This is a genomic window from Amycolatopsis thailandensis (genome assembly GCF_002234405.1).
GTDB lineage: Bacteria > Actinomycetota > Actinomycetes > Mycobacteriales > Pseudonocardiaceae > Amycolatopsis > Amycolatopsis thailandensis.
Genome location: NZ_NMQT01000143.1, coordinates 1 through 14997 on the forward strand (window position 1 = coordinate 1; position 14997 = coordinate 14997).

11 protein-coding genes are annotated in these 14997 nt (G+C 70.3%); 2 read left to right on the forward strand and 9 right to left on the reverse strand.

Annotated elements, in window-relative coordinates:
• Positions 1 to 102: 102 nt before the first annotated feature.
• From CFP71_RS36000 to CFP71_RS36030, 7 genes are read right to left on the reverse strand one after another with little or no spacing between them, the layout of a single operon-like run.
• The gene (locus tag CFP71_RS36000; protein WP_093938411.1) at positions 103 to 1056 is read right to left on the reverse strand and encodes an NAD(P)H-dependent flavin oxidoreductase; all 954 of its coding nucleotides are present in this window, start codon (positions 1054 to 1056) and stop codon (positions 103 to 105) included.
• Positions 1053 to 2654 carry an AMP-binding protein gene (locus CFP71_RS36005; protein WP_093938412.1) on the reverse strand — a complete coding sequence of 534 codons (1602 nt, stop codon included), beginning with the start codon at positions 2652 to 2654 and terminating at the stop codon, positions 1053 to 1055. The genes CFP71_RS36000 and CFP71_RS36005 overlap by 4 nt, the downstream gene beginning before the upstream one ends.
• Positions 2654 to 3412, reverse strand: coding sequence for an enoyl-CoA hydratase/isomerase family protein (locus CFP71_RS36010; protein WP_093938413.1), 759 nt, complete (start codon positions 3410 to 3412; stop codon positions 2654 to 2656). Before CFP71_RS36010 ends, CFP71_RS36005 begins: the two co-directional genes overlap by 1 nt.
• On the reverse strand, positions 3413 to 4600 hold the full coding sequence (locus CFP71_RS36015; protein ID WP_093938414.1) for a CaiB/BaiF CoA transferase family protein: 1188 nt from the start codon (positions 4598 to 4600) through the stop codon (positions 3413 to 3415). It abuts the gene before it with no gap.
• Positions 4597 to 5316 (reverse strand): enoyl-CoA hydratase/isomerase family protein, encoded by a 720-nt coding sequence (locus CFP71_RS36020; protein ID WP_093938415.1) that lies wholly within the window; start codon positions 5314 to 5316, stop codon positions 4597 to 4599. Before CFP71_RS36020 ends, CFP71_RS36015 begins: the two co-directional genes overlap by 4 nt.
• Positions 5313 to 6251, reverse strand: coding sequence for a hydroxymethylglutaryl-CoA lyase (locus tag CFP71_RS36025; protein ID WP_093938416.1), 939 nt, complete (start codon positions 6249 to 6251; stop codon positions 5313 to 5315). Before CFP71_RS36025 ends, CFP71_RS36020 begins: the two co-directional genes overlap by 4 nt.
• A 58-nt stretch (positions 6252 to 6309) precedes the next feature.
• Positions 6310 to 6795: a MarR family winged helix-turn-helix transcriptional regulator gene (locus CFP71_RS36030; RefSeq protein ID WP_093938430.1), complete on the reverse strand. Its 486-nt coding sequence runs from the start codon at positions 6793 to 6795 to the stop codon at positions 6310 to 6312.
• A 55-nt stretch (positions 6796 to 6850) separates the two neighbouring features.
• Here CFP71_RS36030 and CFP71_RS36035 point away from each other — a divergent pair, with 55 nt between their 5' ends.
• Positions 6851 to 8230, forward strand: a complete 1380-nt coding sequence (locus CFP71_RS36035; RefSeq protein WP_244199963.1) for an MFS transporter — start codon at positions 6851 to 6853, stop codon at positions 8228 to 8230.
• A 401-nt stretch (positions 8231 to 8631) separates the two neighbouring features.
• Here CFP71_RS36035 and CFP71_RS36040 read toward each other — a convergent pair whose 3' ends face one another.
• Positions 8632 to 10140: a flavin monoamine oxidase family protein gene (locus CFP71_RS36040; protein WP_244199964.1), complete on the reverse strand. Its 1509-nt coding sequence runs from the start codon at positions 10138 to 10140 to the stop codon at positions 8632 to 8634.
• 406 nt (positions 10141 to 10546) lie between these two features.
• On the opposite strand from CFP71_RS36040, the gene CFP71_RS36045 reads away from it, so the two are divergent.
• The gene (locus tag CFP71_RS36045) at positions 10547 to 13495 is read left to right on the forward strand and encodes an AfsR/SARP family transcriptional regulator (protein ID WP_093938419.1); all 2949 of its coding nucleotides are present in this window, start codon (positions 10547 to 10549) and stop codon (positions 13493 to 13495) included.
• Positions 13496 to 13556: 61 nt separating this feature from the next.
• Here CFP71_RS36045 and CFP71_RS36050 read toward each other — a convergent pair whose 3' ends face one another.
• Positions 13557 to 14747 (reverse strand): DUF8189 domain-containing protein, encoded by a 1191-nt coding sequence (locus CFP71_RS36050; RefSeq protein WP_093938420.1) that lies wholly within the window; start codon positions 14745 to 14747, stop codon positions 13557 to 13559.
• Positions 14748 to 14997 lie beyond the last annotated feature (250 nt).

Below are 14997 nucleotides of genomic sequence, written 5' to 3' on the forward strand. Positions count from 1 at the left end.
GTGCTTGGAGACGGATCTCGCGAGTTCCGCCTCCAAGCACGCGAGATCCGTTTCTGATCACGTGAGTTCCGCGCAAGCGGACACCTCTGAAGAGTCCCCGCGTCAAGGGCGCAGCCGCGCGACCGCGGCCTCGTACTCCTCGGCGATCCGCCGCACGATGTCGGCCGCGGGCAGGACATCGGTCACCAGCCCGGCCGACTGACCCGCTTCGACCTTGCCGTTCTTCAGGTCCCCGTCGAGCGCGGCGTCCCGGAGCGAGGACGCCGTGAACGCGTCGCGACGCCGTTCGAGGTCGGCCGCGGAGTTCTCAAGCTCGGTCATCCGGTCGGTGAAGTCGTTGGCCAGCGCGCGGATCAGGCCGAGGTCCCGGCCGACCGTGCGGGTCGACTCGATCCCGGCGGCGACCACGGCGGCCTTGTAGTCCGGGTGGACGGTGGCCTCGGCGCTGGCGAGGAAACGGGTGCCGAATTGCGCGGCTCCCGCGCCGAGCGCGAGCATCGCGGCCAGGCCCGCGCCGTCGGCGAGACCGCCGGACGCGACGATCGGGGTGTCCGGCACCGCGGTGGCGACGGCGCGGGTGAGGATCAGCGTCGTGACGAGACCGGGTGGCGGATGCCCGCCCGCCTCGGCGCCGACCACGACGAGCCCGTCGACACCGGCGTCGACGGCCTTCTTCGCGTGCTCGGTTCCGGCGACCACGTGCAGGCAGGTCGTCCCGACGTCGTGGAAGCGGTCGAGATAGCGCCGCGGCCCGCCCTGTGACGCGATCAGGACCGGCGGGCGGCGCTCGATCAGCAGGTCGATCACCTCCTCGGCGCCCGCCCGGTACAGCGGCATGTTCACCGCCCAGGGTGACTCGGTGCCGTCGGCCATTTCGTCGAGGGTGCGCCTCAGGTCCGGCAGCCGCATCGGTCCGGCGGCGACGACGCCGAGCCCGCCGGCGTTGCTCACCGCCAGCGGCAGGGCCGAGCACGACGACGCCCACGACATCCCGGCCTGCACGATCGGCAGATCGATGTCCAGCAGGGTGGTGACCGGGGTCGCGATCCGCCTCATCGGACGGGCCCGAGCAGGGTGCGGGCGTGTTCCGCGAGCTGGTTCTTGCGCACCTTCGAACTCGCGGTCATACCGATGCCTTCGAAGCCGTCGACGATCCGGAGATGGTGGGGCACCTTGAAACCCGCCATGTTGGCCTTAGCCCACCGCAGGAGCTCTTCCTCGGTGACCGCGCCGGGTTCACGCAGCACCACGAAAGCGAACGGCACCTCGACCAGCCGCTCGTGCGGCACCCCGACCACGGCGGCCTGCCGGACCGCGGCATGGCTGTGCAGCACGTCTTCGACGTCGGCGGGGGCGACGTTCTCCCCGCCGACTCGGATGATGTCCTTGGTGCGCCCGATGAAGTGGAGCCTGCCGGAATCGTCGAGCAGGCCGACGTCCCCGGTGGACAGCCAGCCGTCCGCGTCGATCGCGGCGGCGGTCTGCGCGGGATCGTCGAGGTAGCCCCGCATGACGTTCCAGCCGCGGACGAGGATCGCGCCCGGGGTGCCCGGCGCGCAGTCGTGATCGCCGTCGAGCGCGCGGACGCGGACCTCCACCCCGGGTTCGACGGCCATCGCGCCGGAGGCCCGGAGCTCCTCGGGTTCCCACCAGCACGACTGCGCGACGTTCGGCGACGCTTCGGACAGGCCGTATCCCGCGACGCATTCGCGGGCGCCGAGTTCGTCGATCACCCGCCGGATCACCGTCGGCGACGCCGCGACCCAAGCGCCGCGCAGGTGGATTTGGCGCGTCGCGCGGTCAGGGTGGTTCAGCAACATCATCGCGATGGTGTCGTTGCCCGAAAAATGGGTGCAGCGCTCCTTTTCCAAGAGCCGCAAGGCCTCGGAAGCCTCGAATTTGGCCATGGCCACCAGGGTGATGGCGTGCTGCAGGCTCGCGAGCACCGACAAGGTGCTCCCGGCGACATGGAAGAAGGGACGGGCGCTGAGGAAGCGGTCGGCGGGGCGGAACCCGATCCGGGCACCGGAAAAGTACGCGTTCGCGCACATGTTCCGATGGGTGAGCAGGACACCTTTCGGTCGGGCCGTCGTCCCCGAGGTGTACTGCACGAGCAGGATGTCGTCCGGTTCCGCGGTGGCCGGGACGTCGTCACCGGCGGCGGCGAGGAACGCGGTCCAGGGCAGCACGCCGTCCGGCACGTCGGCGCCCAGCACCACCACGGAGGTCAGGTCGGGCAACGACGCGCAGCGTCCGTCGGAGTCGAGACCCAGTTCGCGCAGCATCGCGACGAAGTCGACGCGAAGCACGCGGTCCGCGACGAAGAGCGTGGACACCTTCGCCTTGGCCAGCATGTACCGCACTTCACCGGCGGTGCACCGGGTGTTGACGGGCACGGTGACGGCGCCGAGCGAGCCGATCGCGACGAACAGCGCGACCCAGTCGGGACCGTTGCCGAGGCAGACGCCGACGCGGTCGCCCCGCCCGACGCCGTGCGCCGCGAGCGCGGCCCTGATCCGCGCGACGTTCCGGGCGAGTTCGCCGTAGGTGACGCGGGAATCGGCGGCGACGACGGCCTCGACGTCCGGCGCCGTCAGCGCGGCGCGCTCCAGCGCCTCGTGCGCCGTGAGCGGGCAGGCGGTGCGCAGGTCCATCACTCTGCCTCCTTGCCGGTGGCCGAGAAGCGGTCGATGCCCTCACGCCAGTCGCCGGTACCCAGATTCTGCTCGATCGCGGCCATTTCGATGCGGATGCCGCGGTCGAGATCGGTTTCGGTGCCGAGATCCACCGCGCGTTTGGTCAGCGCGATGGCCCCCGGCGGGGCCTTGGCGATCTCCCGCGCCGTGGCGTCCCCGACGTCGGCCAGCTCCGCCGGGGGAACGACGCGGACGACCAACCCGAGATCCCGGGCTTCCTCGGCGCCGACGGGGCGATTGGTGAACAGCAGCTCCTTGGCGCGGCGCGGTCCGATCGCCCTCGGCAGCCGTTGGGTGGCCCCGATCGTGCCCCAGTGCGGCTCGGGAAACCGGAACGTGGTGCCCTCGGCGGCGATGGCGAAATCGGCGGCGAGGGTGATCTCGCCACCCGAGCCGACGACGGCCCCGTGCACCAGCGCCACCACTGGACGACGGCAGGCGGCGATCGCGGCGTAGGCGGCGAACGAGGCCGTTCGACGGCGGCGTACCCACGACGCGTCCTTGCCCGCGCGTTCCTTGAGGTCGGCGCCGGCGCAGAACACCGGCCCCTGCCCGGAGAGCAGGACGACGCGGACCGACTCGTCGGCGTCGATCTCGTCGAACACCTCACGCAGCCGAAGGCACAGAGGCAGGTCCACGGCGTTGCGGGCATCCGGGCGGGCCAGCTGTACCCGGGCGATCCCGTCGGAGACGTCGAGCCGGATCCGCTCGTCCACTCAGATCACTCCTTCACGGCACAGCGCGTCGATCTCGGCCGTGCCGAAGCCCGCTTCCGCGAGCACGGTCTCGGTGTCGGCGCCCAGCAACGGCGGGCTCGCCAGGTCATGGGGCTCTGCCCCGGTGTCCCGCAACGGGGTTCGGATCGCGGAAAACGTGCCCTCGGTGGGATGCGAGAAGGCACCGACGACACCACGCGCCCGCGCGTGCGGATCGGCCAAGGCGTCGCGGACGCCGCGTACCTCGCCCACCGGTACGTCGGCCGCCCGCAGCTCCTCGACCAGCCGACCGCTTTCGCGGCCGCCGATCGCCTCGCGCAGCGCGCTCATCACCCGGTCCCGGTGGGCGACCCGCCCGGCGTTGTGGCGGAGCGCGGCGTCGGAACCGAGTTCGTCGAGGCGGAGCACCCGGCACAGCGGCGCCCAGTGCTGGTCGCTGCAGCTGATGTGGACCCAGCGCCCGTCCGAGGCCTCGAAGGCGGCCGACGGGACGCGACCGGGATGCTGGCTGCCGGTCCGCGCCGGATCCTCGTCGAGGGCGAACAGCCGGGCGGCGTTCAGCGCGTGCAGGCTGAGCTGGACGTCCATCATGGACACGTCCAGGTGGCGCCCGCGCCCGGTCGCGCTCCGGCCGGCCAGCCCGGTCAGCGCGGCGATGACCACCCAGAGCCCCGAGGTCAGATCCGCCACCGGGACACCGGTCTTGACCGGTGGGCCGTCCGGTTCGCCGGTCATCGCCATGATCCCGGACAGAGCCTGGAAGACGGTGTCGTAACCCTTGCGGGAGCGGTCCGGGCCGGTCTGCCCGAACCCGGTGGCGGACACGTACACCAGGCCGGGGTTGCCCTCGGCCAGTTCGTCGTAGCCGAGGCCGAGCCGGTCCATGGTGCCGGGCAGGAAGTTCTCCACGACGACGTCGGCCCGGGTGGCGAGCCGTCGGGCGGCGTCGCGGCCGCGCGTGTCCTTCAGATCGAGGGTCACCGAGCGTTTTCCCCGGTTGACGGCGAAGAAGTACGCGCTTTCTCCGGCGGGGAGCCGGGGTTCGAAGCCCCGGGTCTCGTCGCCGGACCCCGGACGTTCGACCTTGATCACCGTCGCGCCCAGTTCGCCGAGGATCTGCGTGGCCATCGGAGCCGCCAGCACCCGGGAGAAGTCGAGCACGGTGATGCCTTCGAGTGGCGGTGTCACTTGCGGAACCCCCGCATCAGGGCGTTGACGTCCTGTCCGACGCGCATGGCCGCTTCGGTCGGGAGGTCGGCGACCCGGTAGAACAGGTCCTTGGCGGCGCTCAGGGCCCGTGGTTCCACCGCCGCCCATCCGGTGGCGATCTCCAGCGCGGCGGGGAGGACGTCCTCCGCCTCGACCACCCGGTTGACCAGGCCGTGTTCGAACGCTTCGGCCGCGGTGAGCAGCCTGCCGGTGCTGATCAGCTCGAAGGCGAGTTTGCGGCCCAGGTGCCGCACCAGGCCGGTCATCACCAGGGCCGGGACGAGGGAGTGACGCAGTTCCGGGTAGCCGAAGCGCAGGTCGGTACCCGCGACGACCATGTCGGCGCCGATCGCGAGACCCGCGCCGCCGCCGACCGCCGCGCCGTGGGCGGCCGCGACGACCGGAGTGCCCATCCGCTGCATCCGGGTCTGGAGCGCGGCGGTCAGCGCCGCTCGCTCCAGCACCGCGCCGGGGTTGTCCGGGGTGAGGCCGGAGAACTCGGAAAGGTCCGCGCCCGCGCAGAATCCGCGGCCGTTGCCGGTGAGCACCACGGCGCGGACACCGGGATCGAGATCGGCGTCGTCGAGCCCGTCCCGCAACGCCCGGGTGAGGGCGGTGTCGAGCGCGTTGAGCTTGGCCGGCCGGTCGAGGGTGAGGATCCGGACCTGGCCACGGTCCTCGGTGAGCAGGCTCATCGTCGGCTTTCTCCTTGTGTGCGGGCGAAACCGGCTCGCGCGACCATGCTGTGCAGCGGGCGGCCGAGTGCTTTCTCACAGGCGGCGGACGACTCGGCGAGCGCGTCGGGGTCCAGTCCTGTTCGGACACCCATCGCGTGGAAGAGATCGACGAGGTCTTCGGTGCAGACGTTCCCGGTCAGCCCGGCGCCGTAGCCGATCGACGCCGGATGGCCGCCGACCCCGCCCATCGCGCTGTCGAAATGGCGGCAGCCCGCGTCCAGCGCGGCCACCGCGTTGGCGATGCCCGCGCCCCGCGAATTGTGGAAGTGCGCGATCAGCGGAAGCCCGGGATGGGCCTTGCCGAGCCGCTCGAACAGGGAGGCCACGGTCTTCGGCGTCGCCACCCCGGTGGTGTCGCCCAGGGTGACCGCGTCGGCGCCGAGGTCGGCGAACCGCGCGACGTCCTCGGCGACCCGCCCCGGGTCGACAGCGCCCTCGAAGGGACAGCCGAACGCGACCGACACCACGCCGATCAGGCGGAAACGCTTGTCCGCCAACCTGATCATCTCCGCGATCCGCTCCCATTGGGCGGCGCGCGTGGTGCGCAGATTCCGTTCGGTGTGACTCTCGCTGGCCGAGACCAGCAGGCTCAGCTCTTGAGCCCCGGCGCCACGATCGAGGTCGGCCAGCGCGCGCGACACGGCGCGGGGGTTGGGGCACGTCGCCTTGAAGGCCACGCCCGGCCGGTGGCCGAGGGAAGCGAGCACGTCGCTCGCGTCGGCGAATGCCGGGACCCGCCCCGGGTGGCTGTAGCTCGTCGCTTCGACGCGGGTGAACCCGGCGCGCGCGAACCCTTCCAGCAGGGCGACCTTGGTCGCGGTGGGGACGAAGGCGGGCTCGTGTTGCAGCCCGTCCCTGGCGAAGCACTCACAAATCGTGACCCCGTCGGTCATCGAGTCACCTCCTCCGGTGACTCCAGAACTACCCGCCGACAGTTGATAATGTCAACACTTAGGGTTTCGTGTCACGCTCGCGCTCCTCCTGTTCGACGACGAGCGCGGCGTCGGCGAGTTTGTCCAGGGCGCGTTCGAGGATTTCGGTCTCGGCGGAGGTCAGGAGGCCGAGGAAGGCGGCGTCGCGCTCGTTCGCCGCGACGATGAGACCGCGATACACGGTGAGCCCGTCCTCGGTCAGTGCGAGGCGGGAGGTGCGGCCCGACGCTGCCGTGCGGTTCACCAAACCGCGCTCGACCAGCTTCGCAACGACCCTGCTCATCTGCGCTTTGTCCAGGCCGGCCCGGCGGGCGAGCCGGTTGAGCGTGAGGGTCGGGTCGGCGGCGATGAGGGCGATGGCCCGCCATTCGCCGAGGCTCACGTCGAACTCCCGGCGGTAGCGCAACGCCGCCGAACGCGACAGGGCGGCCGACGTGCGGGAGAGTCGGTAGGAGAGCAGCTGGGAGATCGGGACGAGCTCGTGTCCGTCCGGCCGTTCGGTCATGCCGGGCATCCTACTCATCGAAACCAAGGTGTTGACACTATCAACATAAGGGCTCATGCTCGCCTGGTCCCCGCCGCCGACAAGGGAGTCGAAGACCGTGGCCGATCCCAGTCCAGCCACTGAGCAGTCCGTCGTGCCGGTCGACCGGCCGGCCACCTACCGGGCGATCGCGCTGCGGATCATGCCCTTGCTGGTGATCTGCTACATCGTCAGCTTCATCGACCGGACGAACATCGGGATCGCGCAGGAGGGTCTCAAACGCGATCTCGGCTTCGGCCCCGCGGTCTACGGCCTCGGCGTGACGGTGTTCTTCGTCGGGTTCATCCTCTTCGAGGTCCCGAGCAACGCGCTGATGGCCCGGATCGGCGCGCGGAAGTCCCTGGTGCGGATCATGGCCTCGTGGGGTGTCGTGACCGTGGCGACGATGTTCGTCCAGGACGAGTACACCTTCTACGTGGCGAGGTTCCTGCTCGGCGTCGCCGAGGCCGGGTTCTTCCCCGGAGCGCTGTTCTACCTTTCGCGCTGGTTCCCGTCGGCCCGCCGGACCCGCATGACCGCGATCTTCTTCATCGGGGTGCCGGTTTCCGGGATCGTGGGCTCGCTGGTCTCCGGCGGCATCATGCACGGCCTCGGCGGGGTCGGGGGCCTCGCGGACTGGCAATGGTTGTTCCTCGTCGAGGGGATCCCGCCGATCCTGCTCGCCCTCGTCGTGCTGTTCTGCCTCGCCGACGAGCCCGAGCAGGTCCGGTGGCTGACTCCCGCGCAGAAGGCCGCGGTCCGCGCCGACCTGGACGCCGATCAGCGGCTGAAGGGCGGCGCGGGCGGTACGCGGACCCACGTCGGGCTTCGCGAGGCGCTGAGCGACCCGAAGGTCTGGATCCTCGGGCTGTGCGCGTGCGGCGCGTACACCCTCGCGAACGCGGTTTCCTTCTGGGCGCCCAGGATCATCGCCGACGCAGGGGTGGGTGACGTGCTGAACCTCGGCCTGTTCTCCGCCGTGCCGCCGCTCGCGGGGATCGTCGCCATGCTGATCGTCGGACGGCATTCCGACCGCACCCTCGAACGGCGCTGGCACGCCGCCACCGCGTGGATCGTCGCGGCGCTCGCGATGTTCGCGATCTCCCTCTCCCACGGCAGCGTCTTCGCGGTCGTGGTGCTGCTGGCCGTCCTGGCGGCGGCGCACTACTCGGGTTTGACGGTGTTCTACTCGATTCCGTCGATCTACCTTTCGGACCGCGCGGCCGCGACCGGAATCGCCGTCGTGACCTCCATGGGCTCCTTCGCGGCCGCCGCGTCGCCTTCGCTGCTCGGATTCATCCAGTCCGCGACCGGGAGTCTCGCCCTCGGGCTGCAGATCAGCAGCGGGATCGTGCTGCTCGCGGTGGTCGTCCTCCTCGTCGGCGTCCGGGCGGGTGACCTCAAGGAGAAGAAGTGAACCTCGCGCGCCGGGCCGGGGGTGATCGTGAGTCTCCTGGGTTTCGGGTTCTGCAGGGCCGAAAGTCGGCGGTGTCAGGTCGGGTGGCGAAGTCCGTGAAGGCCTCCTTCCCTACTTTGAGGGTAGGGAAGGAGGCCTTCACGGCCTGGTGTGGATCATCGCCTTCCGCCGGGTGTGGCCCCGGCGGTAGTGCGTTGCGAAAGCCACTTTCGCAACCTTCAGTGTTGTGAAAGTGGCTTTCGCAACACTGGCGCCGGACGGTACCAGGGCGCACGGGGGCCGTTCGTGATCCGCCGGGTCGGCTTCTCCGGTCCCCGTTCCCAATGCCGCATTTGTGTCGCTGAGCGTCTCGAATGCGGCATTGGGAACATCGCCACCCTCGCGCTACCTCGATCAGGGCGTCAGTGGGCCAGGACGCGCTGGTGCAGGTGGCTGACCACCAGCCGCGCTGATTCGAACGAACCCGCTTGCCAGCCGGTCAGATGGCTGAGCCAGTCACCGGAGAAGTACAGCCGGCCGGCGGGCTTGTTGAGCAGCCGGTACGCCGGGGTGCCGATCGGGGGAATGGCCCAAGCGCCTTCGATGTGCGGAATGAGATGCCAGGCCACCGAGAACGAGTTCGTCAGTCCGGTGCGGTGGTTCTCGCCGTGGATCTTGACGCCTTGCGCCACCGCCCGCCGCACCCGTTCGCCCGGGGTGAGATCCCCGTACTTCCTGGCGTCCTCGTCGTAGAAGTAGTTCAGCAGAAGTCCTCGTGAGCCGTGGAAACCGTACGACGGGTACCAGAGGTGCCCGATGTCCAGGTCGGTTTCGGTGATCCCGCCATAGATCCGGTGGTCGGTCTCCCACCACCGGCTTCGGTATTCGAGGCCGATCTTCGCGGCCGTGTCGACCTGCCACGCACGCAGCGCGTTCTGCACGTCCGCGCCGAGATTGTGCGGGATCCTGGCCAGGACGTGTGGCGGGAGCGCCGCGATGCAGAAGTCGGCGGTGATCCGGCGCTGCTCGCCGCGCGAGTCGCGGTAGACGACGGTGACGTCGTCCGGCCCGTCGGTGATCCGGATGACCACGTGGCCCAGCCGGATGCGGTCCCCGCCGATCGCGCGGGCCAGGGCCAGCGGGATCCGGTCCATGCCGCCGACCGGCTGGAACATCAGCATCGCCTGGTCGTAGTCGAATTCGAAAGAGAAGTACCGGCCGGCTCCGTCGGCGAACGTCTTGGCGAGCGAGGGGACCGGGCCGAGCGGCACGCCCGCCTGATCGCCGGCGCCCGGATCGATCGCGTGACCGCGACGCGGGGTACCGCTGTAGCGACGGTTTCCAGCCTTGCCGCCGAGCGCGCCCCAGTCCCGCAGGAAATCCAGCAGCCGTTCCTTGTCCGCCTTGGTGAGTTCGCCGTCCAGCGCGCGCCGGTCGGTGGCCTTGGCGAGCAGTTCGCTGACGTAGCCGTACACATCCGCCTTTGCCGTCCGGTACCGGACCGGTTCCCGCATGCCGGCCGCTTCGTTGTAGATGAACGCGTTGGCGTTGGTGTTGGTGAACACCTCGATCGGGACGCCCAGTTCGCGGCAGTAGTCGAGGGTGACCATCCATTGCGCGATCCGGCCGGGGCCGGTGTTCATGTAGACGTCGTCACTGAAGCGGGCCGTCTGCCGGTCGCCGCGCACATCGGTCTGCACCGTGCCTCCGCGGGCGGTGAAATTCCGCCCGCCGACTCTGTCCCTCGCCTCCAGAACAGTGCAGTCATAACCCGCCTTTCCCAACTCGTAAGCACTGGCCAAACCCGCTATTTCACCGCCGAGGATCACCACTTTCGCCGTACCGCGGCCGGAAAGGGAGAAATCCGAACGCCGGGGTGGACGGAACGGTGAATCAGCCCGCGCGGCCGGTGCGAGACCCAAAGCTCCCATGGTCGCCAGCAAAGTGCCCGCACCACCGGCGACCCCTACCGCGGAAAGGAAATCCCGTCTTCGTAAACCTGGTCTCCAGTCGGAATCAGTCATCGAAAAAACCGCCCCTCCAGTCAGTGTTCTTCGAATATCGGAAAACCGACGGCCGCGATACGCGGCCCGATGAATCCGAGTCCGGTGCGATGAAGAGAAGTGCACCTGCGATCGACCGTACTCCGGATTTTTTCGCGTCACCAATACGGCGTTCCGGGAATGCCTTGGTGCAGCGAAATTCGCGGCGCCCGTATGAGTATCACCACGACCGGAGTCTGTTGGACATTCCCGGCCGACTGAGCGCTTGATTGAAAGTATTTGTGACGGAACGATTCCCGGCTTTACGATTCCTTGGGAGAGCTAGGGGTCAGGAGTGGATTTCCAAGTTCTGGGTTCGATCACGATACGGACGGGCGGGCGGACGTTCGCGGTCGGTGAGCCGCGCCAGCAGCACATTCTGGCGGTGCTGCTGCTCGAGGCCGGGCGGACGGTCGGGCACGACTCACTGGTGACCCGGGTCTGGGGCGAGTCGCCACCGAAACAGGTCCGCCGGTCCTTGCAGGCGCACATCACGCGCATCCGGCGGGTGCTGGAGCAGGCCGACCCGGGAAGCGCTTGGCTCGTGCGGGACGCCGGTGGCTACCGGCTGGACGTCCGCCCCGATCAGGTCGACGTGTTCCGGTTCCGGAACGCGGTGCGGGACGAGTCCACCGACCGCGCGGCCCTGACCGAGGCGCTCGATCTGTGGCGCGGCGAGCCGCTGGCGGGGCTGTCCGGGGAGTGGGCCGACCGCACCCGCCGCACGTTGAGCCAGGAACACGAGGCCGCCGTGGTGGCCTGGGCGGCGGCCGAGATCCGCGCGGGCCAGGCGGCCGCCACGGTCATCCGGCTGACCGAGCTGGTCGAGGAGCATCCACTGCACGAGGGCGCCGCGGTGGTGCTGATGCGCGCGCTGTACGCGGTGGGCCGGACGGCCGATTCCCTCGCCGTGCACGAACGGATCCGCCGGGCGCTGCGCGACGAGCTCGGCGTCGATCCCGGGCCGGAACTGGCCGCGGTGCACGAAGCCGTGCTGCGCCACGATCTGCCGCCGGGGGAGCAGACGGCGCCCGCGCAATTGCCCGCCGCCGTCACCGAGTTCACCGGCCGGGCGGGCGAGATCACCGAGCTGGACCGGCTGGCGGACCGGGTGGGGGACGAGTCGCTGATCATCTGCCTGACCGGTACGGCCGGGGCGGGCAAGACGGCGACGGTCGTGCATTGGGGGCATCGGGTGCGCGACCGGTTCCCGGACGGGCAGTTGTACCTGGATCTGCGCGGATACGCCCCGGAGGAGCCGGTGTCGCCCGGCGACGCGCTCGGAGCGTTCCTGACGGCGTTGATGCCGGGCGGCGCGGAGGTTCCGCTCGGGGAGACCGAACGTGCCGCGCGGTTCCGCACCGAACTCGACGGCAGGCGGATGCTCGTGGTGCTGGACAACGCGGTCTCCGTCGAACAGGTCCGCATGCTGTTGCCCGGCGCCGGTGGTTGCGCCGTCGTGGTGACCAGCCGTGACGCGCTCACCGGTCTCGTGGCGTTGCACGGCGCGCACCGCGTCACCGTGGACCAGCTTCCGCTCGCCGACGCGGTCACCCTGCTCGGGCGGCTGGTCGGACCGCGCGTGGACGCCGAGCCCGAGTCCGCCGCCGTACTCGCCGAGCGGTGCGTCCGGCTGCCGCTGACCTTGCGCCTCGCGGCCGAACTCGCCGTGTCCCGGCCCGCGGTCCCGCTGTCCCGGCTGGCCGACGAACTGCGCGCGGCCCAGCAGACCCTCGACGTGTTGAGCGGCGGAGACGACCAGCGCGCCGCCATCCGGGCGGTGTTCTCCTGGTCGTTGCGGCAGTTGAGCGACCAAGCCGTCGCCGCGTTCGCCGCGCTGGGGCGTCATCCCGCGCCGACCTTCGACGCCCATGTGCTGGCCGCGCTCGCCGGTCAACCGCTCGCGACCGCTCGAACCCTGCTGAACACCCTCGCCCGCGCGCACCTCGTGCAGCCCGCCGGTGTCGACCGGTACCTCATGCACGACCTGCTCAAGGCCTACGCGACGGAGGCGGGAAGCGTCGACGAGCGTTCCGCGCTCGACCGGGTCTACGCCTACTACCTCGCCGCCGTCGCCGCGGCGATGGACCGGCTCTATCCCGGCGAAGCCCACCGCAGACCACAGGTCGCCGCCGCGGCGAGCCCGGTACCCGGGTTCCCCGGCGCCGACGACGCGCGGGACTGGCTGGACGCCGAACTCGCCACGATTTCGGCGCTGGCGGCGCACGCGGCGACCCACGGCCGTCCCGAGAGCTCGGTGGCGTTGTCCCGGTTGCTGTTCCGCTATCTGGACGGGCGCAACGAAACCGTCGCCATCTCCATCCACGGCCACGCGCGCACCGCCGCCCACGCCACCGGCGACCGCGCCGGCGAGGCCACCGCTCTCCACTCGCTCGGCGGCGTCCATCTCCAGGCGGGCCGGGCCGACGCGGCCGTGGCACATCTGAGCGCGGCGGCCACGCTGTTCAAGGAGATCGGCGACCTGTCGTCGCAGGGCCGGGCCGTGGCAGGCGTGGGCATGGTCGAAGAACGCGCCGGACGTTACCGGCCTGCCATCGACCACTACACCCGGGCGCTGGCCCTGTTCCGGCATGACACCGACCTGGTGGCCCAGGCCCACGTCCTGACCAGGCTCGGTACCGTGGAGGCCCGCATCGGCCACGCCGCCGCGGTGACCAATCTGGATCACGCGATGGCGCTGCACCGGCAGGCGGGCCATCCGTTCGGGCAGGCGTGGGCCAAACTCGGGCTCGCCGAAGTCGCCCTCACCCGCGACCACCTCGGCGACGCCCTCACCCTGCACAACGAAGCCGTGGAACTGTTCCGCACCCTCGGCCACCTCGAGAGCGAAGCCTGGAGCATCGACGGCCTCGGCAGGACCCACACTCTCAGCGGTCACCCCGACCGCGCCGCCGAACACCACCGCCGCGCCCTGGACCTGTTCGTCGCGCGTGGCGACCGCGACGGCGAAACCTGGGCCCTCAACGGACTCGGTGAAGCGTGCCTCGCCGGCGGCGATCCCGCCTCCGCTCGCGCGAACCACACCACGGCACTGGACCTGGCCGTCCGGATCGGCGCGCGGGAGCAGGCGGCCCGCGCCCACCACGGCCTCGCCAGGGTGGCCGTCGAAGCGGGCGATCTTCCCGCCGCGCACCGGCATTACGACCGCGCCACCGCCATCTACCGCGACCTCACTTTGCCCACCGCCGACGCGATCCGGAAGGAGCTGGCCGAGCTGGGCTGAGCGGAAGACGGCCCGGGCGAGGGGAGTGCCCGGACCGTCCGCGTTGCACGACCGTGTGAGGTCAGCCGTGCAGTGGTCCTCCGAACGCGAAGTAGTTCGTGAAGCCGCCGGCGAAGTTGGTCTGGATCCGGCTGTAGATCCGGTTGTCGGTGCCTCGCACGATGAACTGGTCGGCCACCGTCCGGATGGGGGTGGGTGTGCCACCACTGGCGGCGGGGTTGCCGAAAGCCGTGCCGCCGAGGTCGACGTATCCGCCGAACCGGGTCGACCCTGGTGGCCGCCGGTTCAAATAGATCCGGAGGTTGGTGCCCCGGACGTAGAGCTGGAGCCCGTTGTCCTTGGCGACGGAGGCGGCGATGTCGCTGGTGGCGACCCCGCCCAGGTTGACCCAGCCGGGGTTGTCGAAGTTCCAGGTGAAGACGGCGTTGCTGCCGTTCTGCCGGGTGAACACCTCGTTGCCCCGGAAGGTGAACATGGCGCCCTCGTTGACCAATGTCGGGTTTCCGGTCGTGAACAGGTCACCGAGCTGCGACCAGCCGGAGATCGCCCCGGCGGTGTTGTCGATGACCGTGGAGAACAACCGGTTGACCACCCCGCGCACCACGAGCCGGATGCTGATGTCGAAGCCCGCCGGGCTCACGACCGCCGCCGAAAGTTCACTGGTGGCGAAGAGTCCGAGGTCGGTCCAGCCCTGCGGCGAGCCTTCGACGAGCAGGTTGGTGAAGATCCGGCCGGTGTCCAGGTCGCGGGCGAAGATCCGGATCATCGGCGGCCTGGCGCCACGCGGAGGGATCTTGACCGCGGTGACCTCGCTGGAGATCCGGAGCCCGGGAATGACCTGGAAATCGGTCGGGAAGTTGTACGAGACGACGAAGCTGGTGATCGCCTGGTTGGCGGTGTTCCGGGCGAAGATCTGCGCGCCTTCGGGCCCGGTCACACCGGTCGGGTCGCCGATGATCTGCTGGCCGAAGGAGCGGAAGTCGCCGTAACCGTTGGTGCTGGGCGTTCCCGGGCTGTACAGGATGGAGCCGTCCAGCCCGCGGGAGAGCATGAACAGCCCCGACGGGTCGATCACCGGGGTGCTGTTGAAGGTGACGTCCGGGCCCAGTGGCTCCGCGTCGGCCAGCGCCGTGCCCGGTGCCGAGAGCGCGACCAGGGCGGACAGGGCCACCCCCGCCAGTGCTCTGACCAGTACCCGGCGCCGGTTCGGCGGCCCGGCACCGGCGCCGCGCCTGCTGCGTATCGCGATCATGTGTCCTCCGTAAGTGGTCGAGACCTTTCCGGAAGCTAGGTCCGCCCTCTTGCGGGAATGTTGTGGAATCGCAGTGGCGAATACAGGAAGGCCCCCTTCCTCGCGCCAGGCGTGAGAAAGGGGGCCTTCCCGGCCGCGGCAGCCGGCGCTCCAGCTCCCGCCCGGAGTCGGCGCGGAAACGGACGTCGCCGTCCCGGGTGACTGCACGATCCCTCGCGATAGCCGAGATCGTTTGGCCATCCGGCCATCC

Coding starts and splice junctions, on each gene's coding strand:
- CFP71_RS36020 (WP_093938415.1), bottom strand. CDS start 5,316: ATGAGCCTGCTCACCGAGGACCGTGGCCAGGTCCGGATCCTCACCCTC.
- CFP71_RS36050 (WP_093938420.1), bottom strand. CDS start 14,747: ATGATCGCGATACGCAGCAGGCGCGGCGCCGGTGCCGGGCCGCCGAAC.
- CFP71_RS36025 (WP_093938416.1), bottom strand. CDS start 6,251: ATGACCGACGGGGTCACGATTTGTGAGTGCTTCGCCAGGGACGGGCTG.
- CFP71_RS36030 (WP_093938430.1), bottom strand. CDS start 6,795: ATGACCGAACGGCCGGACGGACACGAGCTCGTCCCGATCTCCCAGCTG.
- CFP71_RS36000 (WP_093938411.1), bottom strand. CDS start 1,056: ATGAGGCGGATCGCGACCCCGGTCACCACCCTGCTGGACATCGATCTG.
- CFP71_RS36040 (WP_244199964.1), bottom strand. CDS start 10,140: ATGGGAGCTTTGGGTCTCGCACCGGCCGCGCGGGCTGATTCACCGTTC.
- CFP71_RS36005 (WP_093938412.1), bottom strand. CDS start 2,654: ATGGACCTGCGCACCGCCTGCCCGCTCACGGCGCACGAGGCGCTGGAG.
- CFP71_RS36035 (WP_244199963.1), top strand. CDS start 6,851: ATGCTCGCCTGGTCCCCGCCGCCGACAAGGGAGTCGAAGACCGTGGCC.